Below are 21,676 nucleotides of genomic sequence, written 5' to 3'. Positions count from 1 at the left end.
GAGGCCGTCAGTAGGAGTGGTCGACCGTGACGTCGGCCGAGAGCCGCAGCGCCGCTTCGGCCGGCGCCCCGCGCAGCCCCAGCAGGGTGAGGGTGAGGGCGTCGATGACGGTGAGGTGGGCCAGCCTGCTGGCGACGGTTTCCAGTCCGAACACGAGGTCCTGGCCGCCCGCGACCAGCGTGCAGTCGCTGGACTCGCTCAGCGGAGCGGGCGTAGCTCGTCAGGGCGATGACCAGGGCGCCGACGTGCCGGGCGCCCCGGGCGGCGTCCACCGTGCTGCGCGTGGCGCCCGTGTGGCTGATGGCCAGGCAGGCGTCTGCGGACGTCAGCTGCGAGGCGGCCAGCCGCGCAGTCAGCGGGTCGGCCGGCGCGTCGACCGCGCAGCCCAGCGCGCGCAGCCGGTACGCGGTGTCCAGCGCGACCGCGCCGGACAGTCCCGCGCCGACCACCAGCACCCGGTTTGGCCGCGTCGACCAGTCCGGCCGCCGTGCGCAGGTGCTCCGGGGTCACCGTCGCCGCCACGCCGTCCAGCGCCTCCCGGGCGGCGCGGACCGTGTCGGCCAGGGCGCGGGCGGCCGGGTCCCGGTCCTGGGAGGGCTCCTCGGCGGGTGCCTGCCGGGCAGCGGCGATCTTCAGCTCCTGGTAGCCGCGGAACCCCAGCCGTTGGCAGGCCCGTACGACGGTGGACGGCGCGGTGCCGGCCAGTACTGCGGAGCCGTCCTCGTCTGCCTCGCCGCGCTTCCCGACCCGGCGGCCTGGCCGTACATCGCCACCTCCGCCGCGCTGCAGGTCGCGTACCGGCTGCTGCTCCTGCGCGCCTACCAGCTCGGCGACTTCGGCCAGATGTACCCCACCGCCCGGGGCACCTCACCCCTCGTGGTGGACCTGGTCTCCACCACGCTCCTCGGTCACGCCCTGCCCGCCGGGCAGGCCCTCGGCATCGTGGTGGTCGCCTGCGGCCTGGCCGGCCTCGCCCTCGCCGACGGGATCCCCGGCCGCGCCCAACTGCCCGCGCTGGCCGCCGCACTCGGCACCGGCGTGATGATCGCCTCGTACACCCTCGTCGACGGCACCGGCGTCCGCGCCTCCGGCACCGTCTTCGGCTACACCGCCTGGCTCTTCCTCTCCCAGGGCCTCGTCCTCCCCCTCATCGCCTGGGCCCGTCGGGGCCCCGCCCTGCTCGCCGCCCTGCGCCCGTTGTACGGCCGCGGCCTGGCCGGCGGGCTGCTCTCGCTCCTGGCGTACGGGCTCGTCGTCTGGGCGCAGTCCCGCGGCGACCTCCCCGCCATCGCCGCCCTGCGGGAGACCAGCATCGTCTTCGGCGCCCTGATCGGCGCGGTCGTCTTCCGCGCACGCCTCGGCCCCCGACGCATCACCGCCAGCATCACCGTCCTCGCGGGCATCGCGGTCCTCCACCTCACCAGCAGGCCGTGAAGGGGGCTACGGGCGGCATCCCCAGGCGCGCCGGCCGCCGGGGCGCAGCACCTCGATGCCGTCGGCGGCGTGCCGGGCCCGGGACACGTCGATGTCGGTGGCGATCACCGTTCCCGTCGGCCCGACCCCCTCGGCCACCCGAGGGGCACGACCGGACCGCCGGCGTCGGGCTCCCGGAAGCCGTCCGGCCCGGGGCCGGACGGCGCGCGGACCTTCCTAGGCCACCACCTGGACCTTGTCCGCCTGCAGCCCCTTCTGACCCTGGACGGCCTCGAAGGAGACCCTCTGGCCCTCCTTCAGGGACTTGAAGCCGTTCCCCTCGATCGCGCGGAAGTGGACGAACAGGTCGGGGCCGGATGCCGGCGTGATGAAGCCGTACCCCTTCTCATCGTTGAACCACTTCACAGTGCCGTTCTGACGCTCAGCCATGCCTTCCCCCAGCTTCAGGAGCCGTCGGTCTTCATCCTCTGCGAAAAGCCGGACCGATCATGACACGCAGGGTTCCCGGCCGAGGGGAAAACGGTCCGGAACCACCCCGGCCGCCCGTGTGTCACTCGGCTGGTCGAATCCACGTCCGGGCGAGTTCCGCGACCCACGTGGCCGCCCCGTCGGGAGTGGGCGGGGGTGCGCCGACGACGACGAGTTCGGTGACGCCTGCCGTGGCGAACTCGCGGAGGTGGTCCGGACCGCCGTCGCTCGGTGCGACGGCGATCGTGAGCTCGTCCAGGGTGCGGCCCTGGCGGGCGCACTCGTCAGCGAGGACGGCGACGTGTGCCGGGATCTCGGCCACGGGCACGTTGAAGCCGTACCAGCCGTCGGCGAGCGCGACCGCTCGGCGCAGGGCGGTCACGCTGTTGCCGCCGACCACGACCGGGAGCCGGCCGCCGCGCAGCGGCTTGGGGTTGACGCGGATCGCGTCGAAGCGGGTGAACTCGCCGGCGAAGGTGGCCGGGTCCTCGGCCCAGAGGGTGCGCATCGCGGCGAGGTACTCCTCGGTGCGTCGACCGCGCCCCGCGAAAGGGACTCCGAGTGCCGCGAACTCCTCGGCCGACCAGCCGGTCCCCACGCCGAGGCTGAACCGCCCGGCGGACAGCACGTCAAGCGTGGCGGCCTGTTTGGCGACCACGACGGGGTTGTGTTCGGGCAGCAGGAGCACGCCGGTGGCGAGCTCGATCCGATGCGTCACCGCCGCCGCGAAGCTCAGCGCGAGCAGCGGGTCCAGCCAGTCCGCGTCCGCGGGTACGGCGATCCGGCCGTCCGCGGAGTAGGGGTAGCGGGAGGCGGGCGTGTCCACGAGCACCACGTGCTCGCCGCACCACAGTCTGGCGAAGCCGTGCCTCTCCGCGGCCGTGGCCACGGCGCGGATCACCTCCGGACGGGCGCCGTCCCCGATGCCGAGCGCGTGCAGCCCCACCCGCATGCCCCACCTCCTGAGCAAGCACTACCGGGCACACGGACACGCCGGCCGACCGGTCGTGTCAGGGTGCGCGCCAGATGTTCGCGAAGGCCGCGTTCTCGATGGATCGCCTCTGGCGTACGGCCTCCAGCTCCATCACCGCGTCGTGGACGACGGCCAGGACGGTCGTCACCGCCTCGTCGCCGGAGTCCGGCTCGGGCTCGTCCCCGGGCGGTCCTTCGGCGAGGCCCACGATCGAGGCGAGGACGGCGAGGACGGGCTCGTTCTGTTCCAGGCGCTCGACGGCGCGCCGGCGGTCGGGCGTGTCGGCCGGCTCCAGACGGTCGGCCCCGAACGGCGAGCGGCCGCCGCGCGTGCGCGTGAGCAGGCCGTCCTCCTCCAGGGAGGCCTGGTAGGCGGCGGCGAGGTCGCGGCCCCGCCGCCACAACCAGTCCTCGACCCGCTCGTACGGCGTCTGACGGGTGAGGGCCGATTCCGCCTCGGACAGGAGGCGGTCATCGGGAGCAGGAGCCTCGCCCGGCACGATGCGGTCGCCGTCCAGGGTGACGGCCCGCGCGCCGATCAGATCGATCAGCTCCGCTCCCGCGAGGGCGAGCGACAGGTCCCCCTGTCCCACGGGTCGCTCCGGTTTCGGGTCCATCGCGATGATGAACAGGTCTTTCGCGGTGCTCATGGACGGCTCCCCTCGCAGACATCGACCATGGTATGCGCCGACGGCCGCCGACGGCCGCACCCCGGGACGGGGCGCGCGGCGGCGGCCGCCACGACCAGTGTCCTCCGAGGAGAAGCGCCACGCCGTGAGGGCGTCGAGGGTGCTGGCCGGGTGGTCGGGCACTGCTCAGTCGAGACAGAACTCGTTGCCCTCGACGTCCTGCATCAGCAGGCACGACTCGTTGTCTTCATCGGCCTCCAGGAGCCGCACGCGTACCCCACCGAGCGCGACCAGGCGTGCGCATTCGGCCTCGAGGGTGGCCACGCGCTCTTCACCCACGAGTCCGGTGCCGACCCGCACGTCGAGATGCACCCGGTTCTTGACGACCTTCCCTTCGGGAACGCGCTGGAAGTACAGTCGCGGGCCCACACCCGAGGGATCAAGGCATACGGACCAAGCACCCCGCTCCTCAGGGGGGAGCGACCGGTTGAAATCGTCCCAGGTGTCGAACCCCTCGGGGGGCGACGGTACGACGTACCCCAACACCTCGCACCAGAAGCGGGCGACGCGCTCGGGTTCTGCGCAGTCGAAGGTGACCTGGAACTGCTTGATCGATGTCATCGGGCCACCGTAACAGGGGGCTCTGCCGCCTTCTCCGCGTCCCCGCAAGGGTTCGCAGCGCCGGATGCACAGGTAAATGACGGACAGTCAACTAGGTGGTCATTAAAGGCAGTTGGGGCCCTACGCGGCTGCTTCTCGCCATCCTCGGCGGCTGCTACGCTCCCAGCGGCCAGCGGGCCTGGCCCTCGTCCATCGCGCCCTCGATTGGAGGTGAGGGAAACAATGTTGAGCTTCTCCAGCCAGGTCGGCAGTACCGCCACCGGCGGTGCGTACGTCCAGGTGGCTCCGGGAGCCAGCACCACGTGTGGTGGCGGGAACTGCTGCTGCAGCTCGTGCTGCAGCTGGTAGTCACCGTCATCGTTGTCGAGCGGGGTCGTCCGGCCGGTCCGGGCCCCGCTCGACGCTCGCGCGGCCCCGCACGCAGGCCGCCCTCCAACCGGTCGTCAGCCCCCCGTCGCATCGCGCAGAGCCGTCGTCACGCAAGGCCCCGTCGCACGACCTCGTCGAAGGAAAGGCCGAGATGTCACTGAAGGACTCGCAGGAAGCCGTCTCCGACCATCTGGACCGCAGCAGCCACATGGCGACGGTGGCGGCCTTCGGCCAGCAGCACACCTCCGTCTCGATGTACAGCGCGACGACGGTGGTGCGGGCGCCGGAGTCGGTGGTGCGCGGCCGGTGGAACGCGGCCGTGCACGGCTTCGTGGGTGAGGAGTTGCTGCTCAACCACCGTCGCAGCGGGCGGGACCTCGGGATGCAGTTGGGGGTGTCCCGGTTCTACGGCCACGACGCCGTCCTCTCCAGTGCGCACAGCGACCTCCAGGAGCGGGTGGACGGGGCGGTCGCCCTGCCGTCGCACCGGCGCCTGCGCAGCGGCCTGACGGACACGGTCACCACCCGGCGCAGCGGCCGGGGTTTCTCGGGGAAGCCGGTGTCCCTGGAGGAGCTGGCCACGGTGCTGTGGCACGCGCAAGGGGTGTCGGGCAGTCTGCCGGTGCCGACGGCCCAGGACGGCGATGCCGCCGTGCCGCTGCGCAACGCGCCCTCGGGCGGCGGACTGTACCCGGTCCGGCTGGCGGTGCTCGCCCAGCACGTGAAGGGCCTGGCCCCGGGCGCGTACGAGTACCAGCCGCACAGCCACACCCTCTTCCCGTACCGATCGACGCCGCAGCCGGTCGAGTTGGGCCGGCAGCTGTGGACGGCGGACGTGGAGGTCGACAAGGTCGCCCTGGCCCTGGTGTACGTCTACGACCTGTACGCCAACTCGCAGAAGTACGGGGACAGCGGCTTGGTGTTCGCGCTGATCGAGGTCGGCGGGATCTCGCAGAACGTGCACCTGGCCCGGACCTCGCTGGGTCTGATCGGCTGCGACCAGGGCGGGTACGACAAGCAGACGCTGGAACGGACGCTCGGTTGCGACGGTACGTCGCGCCACGTGGTCCACCTGACGCTCCTCGGACACGGAGAGGCCTGAGCCATGACCCTTTCGCCCTCCGATGCAAGAGTCGTCCTGGCGACCTCGGTCCGGCTGCTCGCCGTGGAGCCGGGGGTCATCCGGCTGCGCTGGGGGATCTGGAACTTCTCCGAGGTGAACGTCGACCTGCGGGCGGAGTCGCCCGCGGTCCGGGACGCGATGACCGGGCTGTTCGAGACGCTGGCGGCGGGCAAGCCGGCCGACGGGACGTTCACGGACGCCGCCGGTCTGACCCCGGTCGAGCGGGCCAATCTGCAGCTGGCGGTCACCGAGCTGCGGCAGGCCGGGTTCCTCGCGCACGACCGCGCCTCCGAGCGCGGCGCGGACATGGCCCGGGCGCTGCTCGGCAATCTGGACCTGTACGGCGCCGGCGAGTCGGCCGAGGCGACGGTCGCCTTCGCGGCGGACTCGCCCAGCGCCGCCGCGTACGTGGCCGGCCAGGCCGAGGCCCTGGGGCTGCCGCTGGAGCTGCTGCCGGCGGACTTCCTGGACGGGCTGCGCGGCGCCGACCTGACCTCCGGGATGGGGGGACTGGCCGCGGCGGACGCGCTGAAGCGGCTGAGCGCCGCCGTGGAGCACTGCGATTCGCTGGTCGTCCACCTCGGGCAGGCCTCGATCCTGGCGCTGCGCGGTCTCAACCGGCTCGCCTGCCATCTGGAGAAACCGGTGGTGGTCGGTCTGGTCGACGGACCGTTCGCGACCGTCGTGGGTGCGGACAGTCCGCGCACCGGCTGTCTGGAGTGCTTCGAACAGCGCTCGTTGGCCCGGCTGGAGGACCACATCGGCTACCACACCATGGTCGGTGCCACCGCGCCCGGCGGCGCGGGCCGCGCGAACGGCGTGGAGTCGCTGGTCTGCGCCCATCTGGTGAACGAGGCCGTGCTGCTGCGCGCGCTGGGCACCTCGCGCTTCCTGGGCCGGGCGCTGAGCATCTACCTGCCGACGTACGAGATCCAGGCGCAGGACGTACTGCGGATCGGGACCTGCCCGGCCTGCGGCCACGTCGCCCGGGACGTCGTACGGGAGATCAACTTCAGCAGCCGGGTGATCGTCGACCGGCACGTGCGCGAGGCGCTCGGAGGAGGCCGATGAGCGGCATCCCGCTCCTGGGCCACCCCGGGATGGGCGAGGCGCTCGCCCGGTACGGGCGGATCGGCGGCAACCAGGGCGGGATCCTGCCCGGCATGCTGGTCTCGGTCGCCGCGGTGGAGGGCGAACCGTACCTGCGCTCGGCCACGGCGGCGATGCCGCAGTACCACCGGCTGGCGCTGGACGACCCGCACATGCAGATGCAGTACCACCTGGCCGGCTACGGATCGACCCACGAGGAGGCGGTGACCCGGCTCACCGGCGAGGCCGTGGAGCGCTATGCGGCGATCATGGCGATGCCGCTGTTCGCGGACCGGATCGAGTACGCCTCCTACCGTTCGCTGTCCTCCCGGCACCGGTGCCTGCCGCCGGAACTGCTGGGCGTCTTCGACACCGAGCAGCAGCGGCAGCTCGCCCGGATGATGCACCGGTACGCGCCGGAGCTGCCGACCGGGGACGAGGTGATCGCCTGGATCGCCTGCCCGTCGCTCACCCGGCCCGGGGAGGAGGTGTACCTGCCGGCGCAGCTGGTCTTCCTCGGCTTCCGCAGCGACCCGACCGCGGGCGACAAGCTGTTCACCCCGTCCTTCTCGACCGGGACCGCGGCCCACGTGTCGCTCGACAAGGCGCTGCTCGGCGCGCTCGTCGAAGCCGTGCAGATCGACGCCTTCATCCTCAACTGGTACACCGGGGCCAAGGCGCCGCTGATCGACCTGGACGCGGACGGCCGCGAGCTGCTCGCAGCGGCCGGGCTGGCCCCGGACGGGCCGTACGAGGTGCGGGCGAGCCTGCTGACCCGGCCGGAGCTGCCGTTGCCGAACATCGGGGTGACCCTGGTGCGCCGGGACGGGAAGCTGCCGTACATAGCGTTCGGGCTGCAGGCCGATCCGGACCCGCGGCGGGCGCTGCTGCGCGGCGCGGCGGAAGCGACCGCGATCCTCGGGATCGGCATGTTCAGCACGGTCTTCGACCTGCCCAACGTGCATTTCGCGCAGACGAGTTCGGCGTACACGGACCTGGACACCAACGTGCTGTGGTTCGCCGCCCCCGGGGAGGCGGAAGGCAAGCTCACCGCGGTGGAGAGCCGCGTGGACGGGCGGATCGGCTTCGCCGGGCTACCGGGCTACGCCGACGACGACACGGCGGCGATCCGTCGGCTGCTGGCGGACCTGTCGGGCGTCAGCGAGTACGCGGGCTACCTGGACTTCACCCCGCCGGAGCTGGCCGACACCCCGTGGCGGGTCGTCCGGGCGGTCGTCCCGGAGCTGCTGAGCATGTGCCTGCCCGGGTTCCCGCCGAAGGGCCATCCCCGGATGCGAGAGCACGGGGGCGTGACCCATGTGGTCCCACACCCGCTCCCTTGAGTTGCTGGTGCTGGTGGCCACCGTCGCGCCCGCCGAACTGATCCGGGTCGCGACGGCGTTCGGCCCCGCGGCGAAGGCGGGTGCGGACCGGGGGCGGGCCGCCCGCCTCGGGCTGCTGGGCCCTCCCGTCGCGTACCTGGTGGTGACCGCGTCGGCCCTCGCCGTCGCAGCCGACGGCGGCTTCGTCCCGGACGCGTTGACCGGCTGGCGGACCGGCGCGCTCTGGCTGCTGGCCGCGGTGGTGGTCGGCGCGGCGCTGGTCGGCGCGGAGTTCGCGGTCGGCGCGGTGCCCCGGCTGCTGGACGGGTCGGGCCGGCCACGGCTCGCGGTGCACCGCGGCGGCGGTGCGGTGGGCGGCGGGTACGCGGCAGCCGTGCTGGCCACCGCGGTCGCCGAGGAGTTGCTGTACCGGGGCCTGTGGATCGGTGTCCTGCACGAGCGGCTCCGTCTGCCGGTCGGTGTCGCGGTCGCGGTGGCCGCCGTGGCCTACGCGGTGGGGCACCTGTTCTTCGGCGGGCTCGCGGTGGTGCAGAAGACACTGTCCGGGGCGGTCTTCGGGCTGCTCCTGGTGGCGTCGGGCAGCCTGGCGGTGCCGCTGGTGGCGCACCTCGTCCAGAACGCAGTGGTCGTCGCGCTGGCCGTCCGTCAGGAGCACGGCGCCCGCCCCGCCGGTGGACGGGCGGTGGCCGGATGAGCGTGCCCGCGTTCACCGCGCTCACCACCGTCGTGGTCGCCGGCTGGCTGGCCCTGTACCGGCTGCCGTTCAACGATCCGGCGCGCCGGCGGAGGACGGCGCTGTGGCTCGCCGGCCGGACGGGCCTGCGCCCGGAGGCGGCCTTCGCGGTGTTCGGCACCGTCGTGTACCTGCTGCTGGGCGCCCTGGCCCTGGCGGCGCTGCTGGCGTCCACGCCGCTCGCGCTCCACCGGGTGTTCGCCGTCCCCGCGCCCGGGACGGCGCTCGCCCTGCTTCTGGCGGTCCTCGGCACCTCCAGCGCCACCGTCCTCTGCGTGTCGCTGCTCTACCGGGTCGACCCGCGGGCGGACGTCCCGGGCGAGATCGCCCGCATCCAGTGGATCGCCTCGATCCTCGCCCTGCCCCGGCACTACCGGTGGATCGTCCCGGCGGCCGCGGCGCTGTTCGAGGAAGTGCTCTTCCGCGGGGTGGTGCTGCTGGGGCTCGGGGCGCTCGGCAGCGGCCCCGCCTTCGCCCTGGCCTTCAGCACCTGCCTGTTCGCGGCCGGTCAGGTCGCCCTGGTCACCACCCGCACCCAGGCGTACGTACTGGGCACCTCCAGCCTCGCCCTCGGCGCGGTCGGCGGCTTGCTGACCACCGCCACCGGCGGTGTGCTGCCCGCGCTGGTGCTGCACATGTCGTTCGCCGGCTTCTACACCAACCTCAGCGCCTCCCCGACCCCAGGAGCGCGCACGGCCCCCGGGAGGCTCAGCCTGTGACCACCAACCAGCCATCTGCCGGACAGCCGTCCGCCGACCCGGCGACGGCCGGGTCGCGACCGGCGCCCGGGCCGCCGGGGGGCGGCGCGCTCGTGGAGGTCGACCGGCTGACCGTCGCGTACGGCACGTTCGTCGCCGTCCGCGAGGTCTCGTTCCGGATCCGCCCCGGGGAGGTGTTCGGGCTCATCGGGCCGAACGGGGCGGGCAAGACCTCGATCGTCGAGGCGGTCGGCGGCCTGCGGCCCGTCCGCAGCGGCACGGTCACGGTCTGCGGCCACGACCCCCGCCATGACCGCGACGCGGTCACCCGGCTGCTCGGCATGCAGCTCCAGGAGTCCCAGTTCCCCAGCCGGGCCCGGGTGGGCGAGCTGTGCGACCTCTACGAGGCGATCTACCGGGCGCCCGGCTCCGCGTCCGCGCTGCTGGAGGCCTTCGGCCTCGCCGACCGCCGCCGCAGCCTGATCACCGACCTCTCCGGAGGCATGCGCCAGCGGCTGGCCCTGGCCCTCGCCCAGGTCGGTGACGTCCGCCTGGTCGTCCTCGACGAACTCACCACCGGCCTCGACCCGCACCAGCGCCGGGAGACGTGGCGCTCGGTCCTCGACCTCGCCGCCCGCGGCGTCGCGGTGCTCCTCACCTCGCACGCGATGGACGAGGTCGAGGCGCTGTGCAGCCGGGTGGGCGTGCTGCGGTCCGGGGAGCTCGTCGCGCTCGACGCGCCGGGGCGGCTGACCGAGGCGCACGCGGGCCCGTCCACCTTCGTCGTCGACCTCGGGGCCCCGGGCACGGGCGACGGCCGGCCCGCCGGGATCGAGGAGCGGCTCGGCGGCCTCGGGCTGACCCGACTGCCCGGCGCGCCGGACCGGTTGGAGTTCGCCGGCAGCTACCCCGCCGACTACGACCGCATCGTGCGCCTGCTGGCGCACGCCGGACTCCCGCCGTCGGCGGTGAGCCGTCGTACGCCGACCTTCGAGGACGCCTATCTGCGGCTGGTCGGCGCCACCGCCGCGACGGAAGAGGGTTGAGATGTCGACGTTGTGGCCGATCGTACGGTTCGAGTGGCGGCGGATGCGGCGGAACTTCGCCCCGGTCTTCTTCGCCCTCGCCTTCCCGGTGCTGATGCTCTGCATGTTCGGCGGGATCTACGGCAACGAGCCGTCCGAGCAGTTCGACGGCCGCGGGACGGTGGACATGTCGGTGCCCGCCTACCTGGTCCTGGTGGTCGCCGTCACCGGGCTGATGAGCTTTCCGCTCGGTCTCGCCGAGTACCGCGACCGCAAGGTCCTCAAGCGGTTCCGCGCGACGCCGGTCGACGCCTCCGCCTTCCTCATCGCCCAGGGGCTGGTCAACCTCGCGCTGAGCCTGCTCGGCGCCCTGCTCCTGGTCGCCGCCGGGTACCTGTTCTTCGACCTCCACCTGCCGGCCTCCCCCGGGGCGGCCGCCGCGACCGTCGGGGCCCTGCTCCTCTCCGCCCTCGCCATGTACGCGCTGGGGGGCGTGGTGGCCGCGGTCGCACGCTCCGAGCGGGCGGCGGTGGCCATCGCCAACCTCGTCTACTTCCCCATGATCTTCCTCTCGGGGGCGACCATCCCCCTGCAGATCTTCCCGGACGTCATGAAGACCATCAGTTCCGCACTGCCCGCGACCTACGCGGTCGAGCTGCTCCAGCACGCCTGGCTGGACGGTTCCGCCGACGTCGCCCTCGACCTGGGCGTCCTCGCCGGCGTGGTCGTCCTGGGCACGGCGGCCGCCTCACGACTGTTCCGGTGGGAGTAGCGGTGCCGGCCGCCCGCCCGCCGCTCGCCGAGCAGGTCCCCGCCACCGCCTACCTCACCGCGCTCGCCCGGGCCCGCGCCACGGCCGAGCCGGACGGCGCGCTGCGCGACCCGTACGCCGACCGCTTCGCCCGCCACTGCCCGGACTCCATCGTCCGCGTCACCCGGCACACCGCGGGGACGTCCGTCGTCATCGCCCGCACCCTCGCGGTCGACCGCCTGCTGTCCGAGCTGCTCCCGGCCGAAGCCTGGGACGTCTGCGTCAACCTCGGCGCCGGGTTCGACGCGCGGACCCACCGCCTGGACTGGCCCGGCACCTGTCGCGTGATCGAGATCGACTGTGCTCCCGTCCTCGACCTCAAGGACCGCCTGCTGCCCGCCGCGACGGCGCCCGTCCCGGTGGAACGACTGCGCTGCGACCTCCGCGATCCCACCGCCCTCGCCGGGCTCCTGCGGCCCCGCACTGCGGGCCGTAGAACCCTCCTCGTGGCCGAGGGGCTGCTCACCTACCTCACCGCGGGCCAGGTCCGCGCCCTGGCCGCCGAGGCGGGCGAAGCGGCCGACACCGGCAGCGCATGGATCTGCGACGTCCTCTCCCCCGCCTCCGCACGCGCCCTCACCACCGCCGCCCGCGCCGCCGGCACGGCCCTCACCATGCACGGCCTGCCCGACCTCGGCCCGTTCGAGGCCGCCGGCTGGTCCTGCGAGCGCCTCGAACCGCTGCCCACGGCGCGACCGCCCGGCCGACCCGCCGGCGCGGGCCGGCAGGTGCCCGACAGCGTGCTGCAGCTGAGGCGGGTCGCGCGGTCTGCGGTCAGTCGGTGTGGAAGGGGGGAACGGTGAGCGTGTCGGAGCAGGACGTGTCGTAGCCGCCGGAAGGCCGGTCGAGGAAGCCCACCAGGATCGCGCGGGCACAGTCGGACTGGTCGAACACGGCGTGGCCGAGGCCGGGGAACACCAGATGGCGGGAGCGGGTCAGCCCGGTGGCGGCGGCAGCGGCCCAGCGCGTGCCGGCGGGCCCGTCGAAGGATCCCGACATCAGCAGGGTGGGCACGTCGCTGCGGGCCGGGGCGCTCACGCGGGGATCGGCGCGTCCGACGTCCCACGCCTGGCAGTCGGAGAGGATCCGGGAGACGAACTCCTGTTGCGGCAGCAGGGACAGCACCTGTCCGGGGAGGTCCGGGAGGGAGGCCTCGGCGGCGGCCTGCAGCTTCCGGCGGTCGGTGAACGCCGCCTGCTCACGGCAGACCACCCCGTAGAACAGGCCCCAGCCGACGAATCCGGGCGGCGACTGGCCGGCCAGGATCGTCCTGGCGGCCGGCAGGCCGTCGCCTGCGGCCAGGGCGTGGATCGCGGCCGGCAGGGTGGTCAGGGCCCAGGGCGGCAGGGCGGACACCACGACCATGTTGGCCAGTTGGTAGCCGTCGATGACCACGGTGGTGGCCGGGTTTCCGCCCTCGCCGGGCACGGTCACCGTCAGCGGTCGGCGGTTCAGCCGGCGCACGGTGGCGTTGAACTCCGCCCGCAGGTCGGGGTAGGCCGCCCGGCAGGCCGGCTGGGCGGCACACGCGGCGAACACGGCCCCGTACTGGTCGGCGGCGTTCGTCCACAGTCCTTCCAGGAGGTTGAGGTGCGGGGCGACGACGGAGTCCAGGACCGTGCTGCGGATGCCCTGCGGGTGGTCGCGCAGCAGTTGGAGGGCCAGATCGGTGCCGTAGGACATCCCGTAGACGTTCCACTCCTCGATGCCCAGCGCCGTGCGCAGATCGGCGATGTCGGCGGCGTTCTCGGTGGTGTCGTACGCCGAGAGGTCATGGCCCGACCTGCTCCACCGGGTGCGGCACGCCAAGGTCGCCGCGGCACCTTTGCGGGTGGTCTCCGGGTCGGTGGCCACCAGGGTGACGGCCTTGCGGGTGAACGCGTCGATCTCCGGGCAGTTCAGCAGGGGCTCGGAGCGCCCCGTGCCGCGCTGGTCGACGAAGATGACGTCCCGGTCGGCGTTGATCGCCGGCTTGAGCCGGGTCACGCCGACGGCGTCCAGCAGCCCCGATCCGCCGGGCCCGCCGGTGAGCCAGACCACCGGGTCCGGCCTGGGCTGCGCCGCGGCGGCCTTGAGCCGGGCCACCGCGATCTTGATCGTGCGCCCGTCGGGTTCGGCGCGGTTCTCCGGCACCGTCAAGTACCCGCAGCTGAACTCCGGACCCAGCGCGGGCACGCCGGGAAGAATCGGCGCGGGGCACGCCGCCGCTGCGTAGCCTGCCGGACGGGTCGGTGCCTTGCACGATCCCGGGATGCGCAGAGCGGTCCCGGGGAAGATCCAGTGGCCGTGGTCGTCCGTGCCGAACACGGGTGGACCGGGGTGTTCACGAGCAGCGCTCCCGAGGGCCGGCTGGTTGGCCTCGTAGATCTCGGGCCACCGGTCCGCCGCGCCCAGGTACCTCAGGGCGAGGTGCGACAGCCGGTCTTTGCTGACGACCGTGTGCGTCGGACACGCCCGCTCGACCGGAGTGCGCGGCGTGGCCGCCTGCAGCGGCTCGGTGGTGCGGGTCCCGGACGGTGCGGGCGCCGGATGGGCCGAGGCCGAGCCCCCCGGGGAGAAGACGACGGAGCCCACGGCCAAGCAGCCGACGACCGCCCTCGTCGTGCGGCGCAACCGTATTCGAGGGCGTTTCGATTCCCGCAGCTGCTCGCGACGCATAGCCGTTCTCCTCGCCAGAAGCACCAACCGTCATCCGTGCAGCACGCTATGTGACCCGTCGCGGAAGCGCCCTTCACGTTGACCCGAACGGATGCGGTACTCCCTGTGGGGGCCTGTCAGAAGGTGATCGTCCGGCCTTCGGGCGCGGCCTGGTGGGCGGTGTACGCGACACCGTGGACCTTGAGCCCCGCCGGGTCGCAGAGGGTGATCGTCCCACCGTGGTTGTCGAGCCGGAAGCCGTTGCCGCCGGCGATGGTGATCGTGGTGCCCGGCTGCAGCTGTCGGGACGGCAGGGGCAGCCGATGCATCTGCTGGTCGACCAGTTGCCAGCCGGTGAGGTCGACGGAGGCGGCGGATGCGTTGAGCAGTGTCACGCTCTCGGCCTCCGGTGCCGGTCCGATCGGATTGACCAGTGCGGCGATGATCCGCAGGGGCTCTTCGTGGTCGACGGTCCTTCCCGGTGCGGCGGGGATCGTGTGGCCGGTGGTGGGGTCGGTGTGCCACTTCTGGGACTGGAAGGCGAGGAACACCGCGACCCACCGGTCCTCGGCGGGCAGGTGGAAGAGCAGACCGCCGTCCTGCCAGACCCCGTCCTGAGGGCGGAAGCCCTTGCTGTTGCCCTGGTTCATGTGGACTTCGTGGACGCCGTCCGACGGCTGGAACCCGAACTCGTCGTCGTGCTCGTGGGGCTCGGGGCCGAAGCGCTCGCCGAAGACGTAGAGGGCGATCGCCCGGTCCGCGATGGCCCGCTGGACGTAGTGGTCGAACACGTCGGAGAGGTCGTTGTCGATGCCGGGCAGGTCCGGCGGGAGCACCCGCATGGAGGCCGGATCGAAGAGGTTGCCGCGGATGAAGTCGAGACCTGCGCCGCCCGCCTGTCTGGGCAGCTCCTTCCATCCGCTGCCGGCGGCCGGGAGCAGCCGTGTGAGGGGATGGCGGAAGTCGTCCACCACCACGTACCTCAGCTCGTGCGGCGAAATCTTCGAGCGCACGTTGACGGCGGCCCGGTAGTGGGTTCCGTCGTCGTCTTGGAGGTGGACCTCGTAGTGGGGTGTGTTGACGCCTCCCTCGCGGTGCCGGTCGACGGCTCGGGCGGCCAGCACACCGTAGTTCTTGAGGGGCATCCGTCATCCTCCCGCGCGCACGGTACGTCAGATCGGTCTCGGCGTCGCCGTCCGGTCAGGACACCGCCGTCTTCCGGACCGGGACCACCGTCGCAGCCGGCCCGTACGGGGCGAAAGCCGCTGACCGGACGAATCGTTCACGGCGCCCACCGAGGTGGTGCCCCGACCCGGCGACGCGTCGAGGACGTGTACCCGCGCGGGCGAATGACAGAGTCGAACCGCGGGCGGGCGAGCGACCGGTCGGCCCTGCTGCCACGACCGGCCCGTCCCGCCCGACCGGAGTCGGCGTGCTTCGCGCACCTCACGAGAACAGGAGCACGCTCATGCGCCTCTACGCCCGGACTCCGGCACGTCGGCTCCGGCAGGTGCTCGCCGATGTGATCGCCCTGGTCCTCATCGCGGTCTCGGTCAGGTGCGCCGTGGCCGTCCATGACGCGATCATGCTGCTGGCCGAGCCGGGACGGAAGGTGCAGACGGCGGGCGACGACCTCGCCTCCGGACTCGACGACGCCGGCGATGCGGCTTCGAGGGTGCCGCTCGTCGGGGGCCTCCTGAAGAAGCCGCTCCAGTCCGCTGCCGACGCCGGCACCGGCCTCGCCGACGCGGGAGAATCGCTGACGGACTTCGTGGGCCGCGTGGCCGCCCTGACCACGTTCGCCCTGATCACCACCTCGGTGGCCGTCGTCCTGGCCCTGTGGCTCCCCCCACGCCTGCGTTGGATCCGGCGCAGCGCCATCACCCGGCGCCTCCTCGACGCCCCCGGCGGCTCCGACCTGCTCGCCCTGAGGGCCCTCAACGGGCCGATGGGCGATCTCGCAGCCGTCCCGGCCCCGCCCGGTGGCCTCGCCGATGCCTGGCGCCGCGGGGACCGGCAGGCCATCGCCGACTTGGCCGGGGTCGCGCTCAGACGGGCGGGCTTGCGGCCCTGACGGCGGAGCCGGGGACGGCAGGGCCTGTCAGCCGGTGCATCCCGGGACCGCTCCGGCCGGGCTGCAGTTGTTCGGGTGGTTGTCGCGGACGTCGTCACCGTTCAGGGTGAGGGTGCCGGACGCCTTGAAGATGCCGCCGCCGTCGCCCGCCCGGTTGTCTTTGACGGTGTTCTTCTCCAGTGTCGTGGTGCCCAGTCCGGTCGTGCCGCCGGCGTGGTAGAGGCCGCCGCCGCGCGCGGTGCGGTCCGTCGCGGTGGCGGTGTTGCGGAGGACCTCGTTGCGCTTGGCCGTCAGGGTCCCGCCGTCGGGGTTGTCGATCCCGCCGCCCTCGGCCGTGCCGTTGCGTGCGCTGGCTTCGTTGCCGGTGATGTGGCTGTCGGTCAGGTCGAGGGTGCCGAAGGGGCCCACGCGGATGCCACCGCCGCGGGCCGTGCCGTGGTCGGCGACCGCCCGGTTGCCGCTGATCTTCACCTTGGTCACGGTCATCAGGGCGTTGTTCGCGATGCCGCCACCCTGGGCGAGACCGTGCGGAGCGTCCGACGTGTTGTCGCTGACGGCGCCGCCGGTCACGATCAGCCTGTCGGGCTCCAGGATGCCGTTGGAGACGGCGGCACGCGCGGTTCCGCCCGGGGCGTAGGAACGGTTCTTGCTGATGACGGTGTTCTCGACGGTCGTGCGGGCGAAGCTGATGAGGGCCGCCCCGAAGGCGACGCTCTCGGTGTCGGCCGTGACGGTGGCCGTGTTCCCGGTCAGTTGGGAGCCGGTGACCGTGAGCGGGCCGTCGTTCGCGATGGCACCGCCCGCGGCGAGGCCGCCGGCGCCGGCACCGCTGTAGATCACGTGGTTCCCGGTCACCTCGGTGTCGGTCACGGTTCCGGTGCCGGGGTTGTCGATGGCGCCGCCCTGGGCGAACAGGTCGGACCGGGCCGTGTTCCCGGTGAACTTGCTGCGGTTGACCTTCATCGTTCCGGCGTTGGAGATGCCGCCGCCGCAGGCCAGGCCCGGGGGGTCGGGGAAGGCAGGGCAGTCCGTGGCGAAGCCGCCGCTGATGGTCGTGCGGGTGAGGGTGAGGTTGCCCGTCCGACCGACGAAGAGGATCCGGAACTTCGGCGTCTTGCTCCCGTGCTCGTCCCGGCTGATCGTGGCCCCACGCCCGTCGATGGTGATCTCACTCGTGATGACGGGCAGCCCGTTGCCGGGGTTCACCGGGTCCGGCGCCGTCAGCTTGTACGTGCATTTGCGCGCCAGCCGGATCCTGTCGGGTCCCGGTGAACTGTTGGCCGCGTTGATCGCCGCGACAAGACTCGGAACCGAGCAGTCCAGCTGCACCGGGACGGCGTGAGCGGCCGGAACGGGGACCGCGGCGAGCACACCCGCGACGAGACCGAGGACAGCCTGGACATGCCGACGAGACATCAGGGACTCCTTCCTCCACGGCGTACGGCCGACCGCACGGACCGCAACCAGCCGAGCCCAGCCGACCATGCGCGACCGCCGTCGGCTCCCCGGCGTGATCCGTACGGGCGGGCGGACAGCCCGGACGGGCGAGCCATGACCCGGAACGGAGCAGAGGAGAGGCACGGCGGGCCGCCCCCATGGCACTTCGGGGCGGCCCGCCCCCCCCGTCAGTAGCCGTACGGGCTCCAGCGGCCGAACCGGGCGAGCAGCACGCGGGTCCGGTCCGTGTCCAGGCCGAGGGCCGGGGCGACGTGCTCGGGGTCCTGGTTCAAGGTGTCGTGGGCCGCGTGGTAGCCGACCCGGCCGGCGAGGACCTCCAGGCGGCGGGCCGCCCGTACCGCGGCCACCGGCGAGTCCTTCGCGAGCTGTTCGACGGCCAGCTCCACGTCGTCCAGCAGCACCTCCAGCTCCGGGGGGAGCGCGACGGCCCGCCGTTCGACGTCGGCGATGTGCCCGTCGAAGTCGTCCTGGCACCGGTCCGCGTCGTCCAGACCGGCCGCCTCCAGCTCCTCCTCGCCGATCGCCTCCCAGTCGAGCCGGTGCTCCGGCCCCGTCCAGCCGCACGAGCACACCGCCCGCAGGCACGCGGCGCGAGGAGCGGTCGGCCAGCCGCCGTCGTACACGCTCCAATGGCTGACCGACTGGCCGTCGGCGGCGGAAGCGGCGTCGAAGTACACCGGGCCGGGGACGCTGCCGTCCGCGAGCAGTACCCCCACCCGGCCCTGGTGCGAGGCGCCGAACTCCTCCGACTCCCAGGTCTCGTCCATGCGTGATCCTGATCCCTCCGCTCGACGCGCCGGACCACCCGGCCGGCAGCACGACCATCGCGCACCCGACCCCCGCGCGGCAGGGGAACCGTCGAAGTCCCTCCCACCGGGGGCCGGCCCGGGGCGGGTGGGCGGGCGGGCGCCGGGTCACGGCCGGGATGCACCCGTTGCCCGGGCCGCCCTCGACGTGGCGTGCACGGAGCCGAGCAGGCTCAGGGCCTCGGCGCTCGGGCTGCCCGGTTCGGCGTGGTAGACGATCAGCTGCTGGCCCGGGGCGTCGCGCACGTCGAAGGCGTGGTAGGTGAGGTGCAGCGCGCCGACGTCCGGATGGAGGAAGTGTTTGGCAGCCCGGGTCTTGCCGCGCACGGTGTGGGTGCTCCACAACCGGGCGAAGTCCGCGCTGCGCTGCGTGAGTACGCCGACCAGGTCCCGGAGCCGCGGACTGCCCGGGTCCAGTCCGTCGGCCTCGCGCAGGTGGCCGACGACGGCCCGGGCCGTCTCCTGCCACTGGGTGTGGAAAGGGCGGCCGACCGGGTCGAGGAAGACCATCCTGGCCAGGTTGTCCACCTGCTCGAAGGGGGCGTAGAGGGCCTCGGCGAGGGCGTTGGCGGCCAGGACGTCGAGCGTCGGGTCGATGACGAACGCCGGGGTGTCCGGGTAGCCGTCGATCAGCGCGCGCAGGGCGGACCCCACCCGGTCCGTCGTGGCCGCGGCGAACGGGCGGGAACGCGCCGTACCGGCCAGCCGGTGCAGATGGGCCACGGCGTCGGCGTCCAACAGCAGGGCGCGGCCGAGCGCGTCCACCACCTGCGCCGAGGGGCGGCGCTCGCGCCCCTGCTCCAGGCGTGTGTAGTAGTCCGCGTTCACCCCCGCCAGGACGGCGACCTCCTCGCGGCGCAGGCCGGCGACGCGGCGCAGGCCGTGGCTCACCATGCCGACCTCGTCGGGCCGTACGGCCGCCCGGCGCGCGCGCAGGTAGTCCCCCAGGTGGTTGTCGGTCATGTCCCCAGGCTAGGTCGCGGACCCGGGGCCGTGCCTGGGTGTGCGGCACCCAGGCAGCCCGCGGCCTGGGTGGTGGGCGCTGCCCCGCCCAGACTCGGTGCCCTACCGAGAGAAGGAGTCGGGTATGAGCATGAGCACCCGTACAGCCAAGGTCATCGCCGTCACCGGGGCGAGCAGCGGGATCGGCGAGGCGACTGCCCGCCGGCTCGCCGCCGACGGCCACCGCGTGTTCCTCGGGGCACGCCGCACGGACCGTCTGGACGTGCTCGTCAGGGACATCACCGACGCGGGCGGGACAGCGGCGGCCCGGCGGCTGGACGTCACCGACGCCGCCGACGTCCGGGCCTTCGTGTCGGCCGCCCGCGACCTCTACGGGCGGGTGGACGTGGTGGTCAACAACGCCGGGGTGATGCCGCTCTCACCGCTGGAGGAACTGAGGACCGCGGAGTGGGACCGCATGATCGACGTGAACGTGCGGGGCGTCCTGCACGGGATCGCCGCCGCGCTGCCCGTGATGCGCGCGCAGGGCGGCGGACACGTCGTCAACGTCGCCTCCGTCGGCGCCTACGAGGTCGTCCCCACCGCCGCCGTCTACTGCGCCACCAAGTTCGCCGTCCGTGCGATCTCCGAGGGCCTGCGCCAGGAATCCGCCGGGGACGTCCGGGTCACGGTCGTCTCCCCGGGCGTCACCGAGTCCGAACTCGCCGACGGCATCGCGGATCCGGCCGCGCGGAACGCCATGAAGGCCTACCGGGCGGTCGCGATACCGGCCTCCGCCATCGCGGACGCCATCGCCTACGCCCTCTCCCAGCCGCCGGAGGTCGACGTCAACGAGATCGTGGTCCGCCCGGCCGCGAGCAACCAGTGAAGGAAGGAACGCCCATGCCCGACCCTCACGCCATCGACGACGGCCTGCACGGCCTCCACGGCCTGGCCCGCAGGCTGCAGGCCCTGGAGGACAAGGAGGCGCTGCGCGCCCTCGTGATCCGCGGGTGGCGGGCCCTGGACCGCAAGGACTGGGCGACCTGGTCCGCCTGCTGGGCCGAGGACGCCGGACTCGACTTCGCCCCTTGGGGGACGATCCGCGGAAGGGACGCGATCCGCGCCAAGGTCGAGGAGGCCGAGGCGCCCTTCCCGAGCATCCAGCACCACATCCTCAACCTGCACTTCGACGTGGTGGGCGATCGGGCGACCGGCATCGGTTACATGTGGTTCGTCGCCGTCACCGCGCCCGGGAGGGCTTCCTCCCCGTACTCCATGGGCGGCCCCTACGACTGGGAGTTCCGCCGGGACCGCGAGCGGGGCTGGCTCCTGGTCCGGCAGCGGCTCGGGCTCTGGTGGACCCATGGTGAGGACACCGGGGCCGTCTTCGAGCAGGGGTGACCGCTGTTCCCCGGCGGCGGGGCCTCAGCCCGAGGAGTCCGGCATCGACGCCGTGATGACGGAGAAGGCCCCGCCCTGGGGATCGGCGAGGACGGCCATCCGGCCGGCCGCCATGTCGAAGGCGGGGGCGAGGACACTGCCTCCGGCGCGGACGGCGGCGGCCTGCAGCTCGTCCACGTCGTCCGCGTGGAAGTACGGCTGCCAGTGCGGCGGGACGCCGGGCGGGAGGTTCCTCACGTCCATCATCCCGGCCACCGCGCGGTCGTCGACCTTGAACTCGATGTACTCCTCGGCGCCGGGCATCTCGGACCGGGCCGTGGTGACGGGCAGGATCGCGGAGTAGAACGCGGAGGCGGCGGCGAGGTCGCCGGTGGTGAGCTCGTTCCAGATGAGCGCGCCGTGCTCGTTGACGATGCCCGCGCCGTCGAAGGTGCGGGGTTCCCACAGGCCGACGACGGCGCCGCCCGGGTCGGAGATCACGGCCATCCGCCCGAGCTCCATGACGTCCGTCGGGCCCATCGTGACCGTGCCGTGCGCGTCCGTGACGGACTTGACGGTGGAGTCGATGCTGTCCGTGGACAGGTACGTGGTCCACACGGTCGGCGGCAGCGGGTCCGGCACCGTACCGTCCGGGTTCATCGCCTTCATGATCCCGGCGACCGGCTTGCCCTTGAGGGTGCAGACGGAGTAGCCGCCCGTCTCCGCCGGGCCGATCTCGCCCTGCCAGCCGAACAGGCCGCAGTAGAAGTCGATCGCGGCCTGCTGGTCGGGGACCATCAAGTCGATCCAGCAGGGGGTGCCGGGCTTGTAGCGGCCGTTCATCTCGGGCACGGGGGCTCTCCACGGTGAAGTAGTCGGACGGGGCGTCCCCTACCCGGCCCGTGCGGGGCCCGAATCGGGCCACACGGGTGAGCGCGTTCGCGTCCGGGTGGGACCCCGTCGAGCCTCGACCGGTTGCCCGACCGGGGCCGGGGGGGGGGGGGGGGGGGGGGGGAGGGGGGGGGGGGGAGGGGGGGGGGGGGGGGGGGGGGGGGGGGGAG

Annotated in this window: 23 protein-coding genes and 1 pseudogene; 12 read left to right on the top strand and 12 right to left on the bottom strand. The window is 73.3% G+C overall.

Features of this window, described 5'->3' with window-relative positions; translation table 11 throughout:
* Nucleotides 1-7: 7 nt before the first annotated feature.
* Together ACZ4VL_RS28930 and ACZ4VL_RS28925 are read right to left on the bottom strand one after the other, a co-directional pair.
* Entirely contained in the window at nt 8-154 is a 147-nt protein-coding gene (locus ACZ4VL_RS28930; RefSeq protein WP_468205585.1) for a hypothetical protein, read from the bottom strand.
* Between the two features lie 115 nt (nt 155-269).
* Nucleotides 270-449: pseudogene (locus tag ACZ4VL_RS28925) on the bottom strand (phosphoheptose isomerase family protein); the annotation flags it as partial.
* A 394-nt stretch (nt 450-843) separates the two neighbouring features.
* On the opposite strand from ACZ4VL_RS28925, the gene ACZ4VL_RS28920 reads away from it, so the two are divergent.
* Nucleotides 844-1,434: an EamA family transporter gene (locus tag ACZ4VL_RS28920; RefSeq protein ID WP_468205581.1), complete on the top strand. Its 591-nt coding sequence runs from the start codon at nt 844-846 to the stop codon at nt 1,432-1,434.
* 216 nt (nt 1,435-1,650) lie between these two features.
* On the opposite strand, the gene ACZ4VL_RS28915 is transcribed toward ACZ4VL_RS28920, so the two are convergent.
* The 4 genes from ACZ4VL_RS28915 to ACZ4VL_RS28900 all read right to left on the bottom strand — a co-directional run bounded on the left by ACZ4VL_RS28915 (nt 1,651) and on the right by ACZ4VL_RS28900 (nt 4,124).
* Nucleotides 1,651-1,863, bottom strand: a complete 213-nt coding sequence (locus tag ACZ4VL_RS28915; RefSeq protein ID WP_468205535.1) for a cold-shock protein — start codon at nt 1,861-1,863, stop codon at nt 1,651-1,653.
* 121 nt (nt 1,864-1,984) lie between these two features.
* On the bottom strand, nt 1,985-2,854 hold the full coding sequence (locus ACZ4VL_RS28910; protein ID WP_468205533.1) for an LLM class F420-dependent oxidoreductase: 870 nt from the start codon (nt 2,852-2,854) through the stop codon (nt 1,985-1,987).
* Nucleotides 2,855-2,912: 58 nt separating this feature from the next.
* A complete protein-coding gene (locus ACZ4VL_RS28905; protein WP_468205531.1) occupies nt 2,913-3,524 on the bottom strand; it encodes a GOLPH3/VPS74 family protein in 612 nt (203 codons plus the stop codon).
* A 165-nt stretch (nt 3,525-3,689) separates the two neighbouring features.
* Entirely contained in the window at nt 3,690-4,124 is a 435-nt protein-coding gene (locus ACZ4VL_RS28900; protein WP_468205528.1) for a VOC family protein, read from the bottom strand.
* A gap of 520 nt (nt 4,125-4,644) precedes the next feature.
* On the opposite strand from ACZ4VL_RS28900, the gene ACZ4VL_RS28895 reads away from it, so the two are divergent.
* The 8 genes from ACZ4VL_RS28895 to ACZ4VL_RS28860 are packed head-to-tail and all read left to right on the top strand — an operon-like array spanning nt 4,645 to nt 12,118.
* Nucleotides 4,645-5,595, top strand: a complete 951-nt coding sequence (locus tag ACZ4VL_RS28895) for a SagB/ThcOx family dehydrogenase (RefSeq protein WP_468205526.1) — start codon at nt 4,645-4,647, stop codon at nt 5,593-5,595.
* A 3-nt stretch (nt 5,596-5,598) separates the two neighbouring features.
* Nucleotides 5,599-6,687 carry a hypothetical protein gene (locus tag ACZ4VL_RS28890; RefSeq protein WP_468205523.1) on the top strand — a complete coding sequence of 363 codons (1,089 nt, stop codon included), beginning with the start codon at nt 5,599-5,601 and terminating at the stop codon, nt 6,685-6,687.
* Nucleotides 6,684-8,048 (top strand): YcaO-like family protein, encoded by a 1,365-nt coding sequence (locus tag ACZ4VL_RS28885; RefSeq protein ID WP_468205522.1) that lies wholly within the window; start codon nt 6,684-6,686, stop codon nt 8,046-8,048. Before ACZ4VL_RS28890 ends, ACZ4VL_RS28885 begins: the two co-directional genes overlap by 4 nt.
* Nucleotides 8,023-8,742 (top strand): CPBP family glutamic-type intramembrane protease, encoded by a 720-nt coding sequence (locus ACZ4VL_RS28880; protein ID WP_468205520.1) that lies wholly within the window; start codon nt 8,023-8,025, stop codon nt 8,740-8,742. Before ACZ4VL_RS28885 ends, ACZ4VL_RS28880 begins: the two co-directional genes overlap by 26 nt.
* Complete coding sequence (locus ACZ4VL_RS28875) at nt 8,739-9,500, top strand: CPBP family glutamic-type intramembrane protease (RefSeq protein ID WP_468205517.1); 762 nt, start codon at nt 8,739-8,741, stop codon at nt 9,498-9,500. The genes ACZ4VL_RS28880 and ACZ4VL_RS28875 overlap by 4 nt, the downstream gene beginning before the upstream one ends.
* Complete coding sequence (locus ACZ4VL_RS28870; protein WP_468205515.1) at nt 9,497-10,525, top strand: ABC transporter ATP-binding protein; 1,029 nt, start codon at nt 9,497-9,499, stop codon at nt 10,523-10,525. Before ACZ4VL_RS28875 ends, ACZ4VL_RS28870 begins: the two co-directional genes overlap by 4 nt.
* A gap of 1 nt (nt 10,526) precedes the next feature.
* Entirely contained in the window at nt 10,527-11,276 is a 750-nt protein-coding gene (locus ACZ4VL_RS28865; RefSeq protein ID WP_468205512.1) for an ABC transporter permease, read from the top strand.
* Nucleotides 11,267-12,118, top strand: coding sequence for a class I SAM-dependent methyltransferase (locus tag ACZ4VL_RS28860; protein ID WP_468205510.1), 852 nt, complete (start codon nt 11,267-11,269; stop codon nt 12,116-12,118). The genes ACZ4VL_RS28865 and ACZ4VL_RS28860 overlap by 10 nt, the downstream gene beginning before the upstream one ends.
* Here the strand turns inward: ACZ4VL_RS28860 and ACZ4VL_RS28855 are convergent.
* The gene (locus tag ACZ4VL_RS28855) at nt 12,090-13,973 is read right to left on the bottom strand and encodes an alpha/beta fold hydrolase (RefSeq protein WP_468205507.1); all 1,884 of its coding nucleotides are present in this window, start codon (nt 13,971-13,973) and stop codon (nt 12,090-12,092) included. The two genes, ACZ4VL_RS28860 and ACZ4VL_RS28855, sit on opposite strands and share 29 nt — an antisense overlap.
* Nucleotides 13,974-14,089: 116 nt before the next feature.
* Entirely contained in the window at nt 14,090-15,097 is a 1,008-nt protein-coding gene (locus ACZ4VL_RS28850; RefSeq protein WP_468205506.1) for a DUF2278 family protein, read from the bottom strand.
* 323 nt (nt 15,098-15,420) lie between these two features.
* Here ACZ4VL_RS28850 and ACZ4VL_RS28845 point away from each other — a divergent pair, with 323 nt between their 5' ends.
* Nucleotides 15,421-16,026 carry a hypothetical protein gene (locus tag ACZ4VL_RS28845; RefSeq protein ID WP_468205503.1) on the top strand — a complete coding sequence of 202 codons (606 nt, stop codon included), beginning with the start codon at nt 15,421-15,423 and terminating at the stop codon, nt 16,024-16,026.
* 27 nt (nt 16,027-16,053) lie between these two features.
* Here ACZ4VL_RS28845 and ACZ4VL_RS28840 read toward each other — a convergent pair whose 3' ends face one another.
* The 3 genes from ACZ4VL_RS28840 to ACZ4VL_RS28830 all read right to left on the bottom strand — a co-directional run bounded on the left by ACZ4VL_RS28840 (nt 16,054) and on the right by ACZ4VL_RS28830 (nt 19,253).
* Complete coding sequence (locus ACZ4VL_RS28840; RefSeq protein ID WP_468205500.1) at nt 16,054-17,442, bottom strand: hypothetical protein; 1,389 nt, start codon at nt 17,440-17,442, stop codon at nt 16,054-16,056.
* A 209-nt stretch (nt 17,443-17,651) separates the two neighbouring features.
* Nucleotides 17,652-18,251 carry a hypothetical protein gene (locus ACZ4VL_RS28835; RefSeq protein WP_468205499.1) on the bottom strand — a complete coding sequence of 200 codons (600 nt, stop codon included), beginning with the start codon at nt 18,249-18,251 and terminating at the stop codon, nt 17,652-17,654.
* 147 nt (nt 18,252-18,398) lie between these two features.
* A complete protein-coding gene (locus tag ACZ4VL_RS28830) occupies nt 18,399-19,253 on the bottom strand; it encodes a helix-turn-helix transcriptional regulator (RefSeq protein ID WP_468205496.1) in 855 nt (284 codons plus the stop codon).
* Nucleotides 19,254-19,383: 130 nt separating this feature from the next.
* On the opposite strand from ACZ4VL_RS28830, the gene ACZ4VL_RS28825 reads away from it, so the two are divergent.
* Both ACZ4VL_RS28825 and ACZ4VL_RS28820 read left to right on the top strand, forming a co-directional pair.
* A complete protein-coding gene (locus ACZ4VL_RS28825) occupies nt 19,384-20,121 on the top strand; it encodes an SDR family oxidoreductase (protein ID WP_468205493.1) in 738 nt (245 codons plus the stop codon).
* Nucleotides 20,122-20,135: 14 nt separating this feature from the next.
* The gene (locus tag ACZ4VL_RS28820; RefSeq protein WP_468205491.1) at nt 20,136-20,636 is read left to right on the top strand and encodes a nuclear transport factor 2 family protein; all 501 of its coding nucleotides are present in this window, start codon (nt 20,136-20,138) and stop codon (nt 20,634-20,636) included.
* A 24-nt stretch (nt 20,637-20,660) separates the two neighbouring features.
* Here ACZ4VL_RS28820 and ACZ4VL_RS28815 read toward each other — a convergent pair whose 3' ends face one another.
* The gene (locus ACZ4VL_RS28815; RefSeq protein ID WP_468205578.1) at nt 20,661-21,458 is read right to left on the bottom strand and encodes a VOC family protein; all 798 of its coding nucleotides are present in this window, start codon (nt 21,456-21,458) and stop codon (nt 20,661-20,663) included.
* Between the last annotated feature and the right edge of the window lie 218 nt (nt 21,459-21,676).

The organism is Streptomyces sp. NPDC029014 (assembly GCF_055564695.1).
Note: the sequence above shows the minus strand (reverse complement) of the source record. Positions and strands in the feature narration are given on the sequence as shown.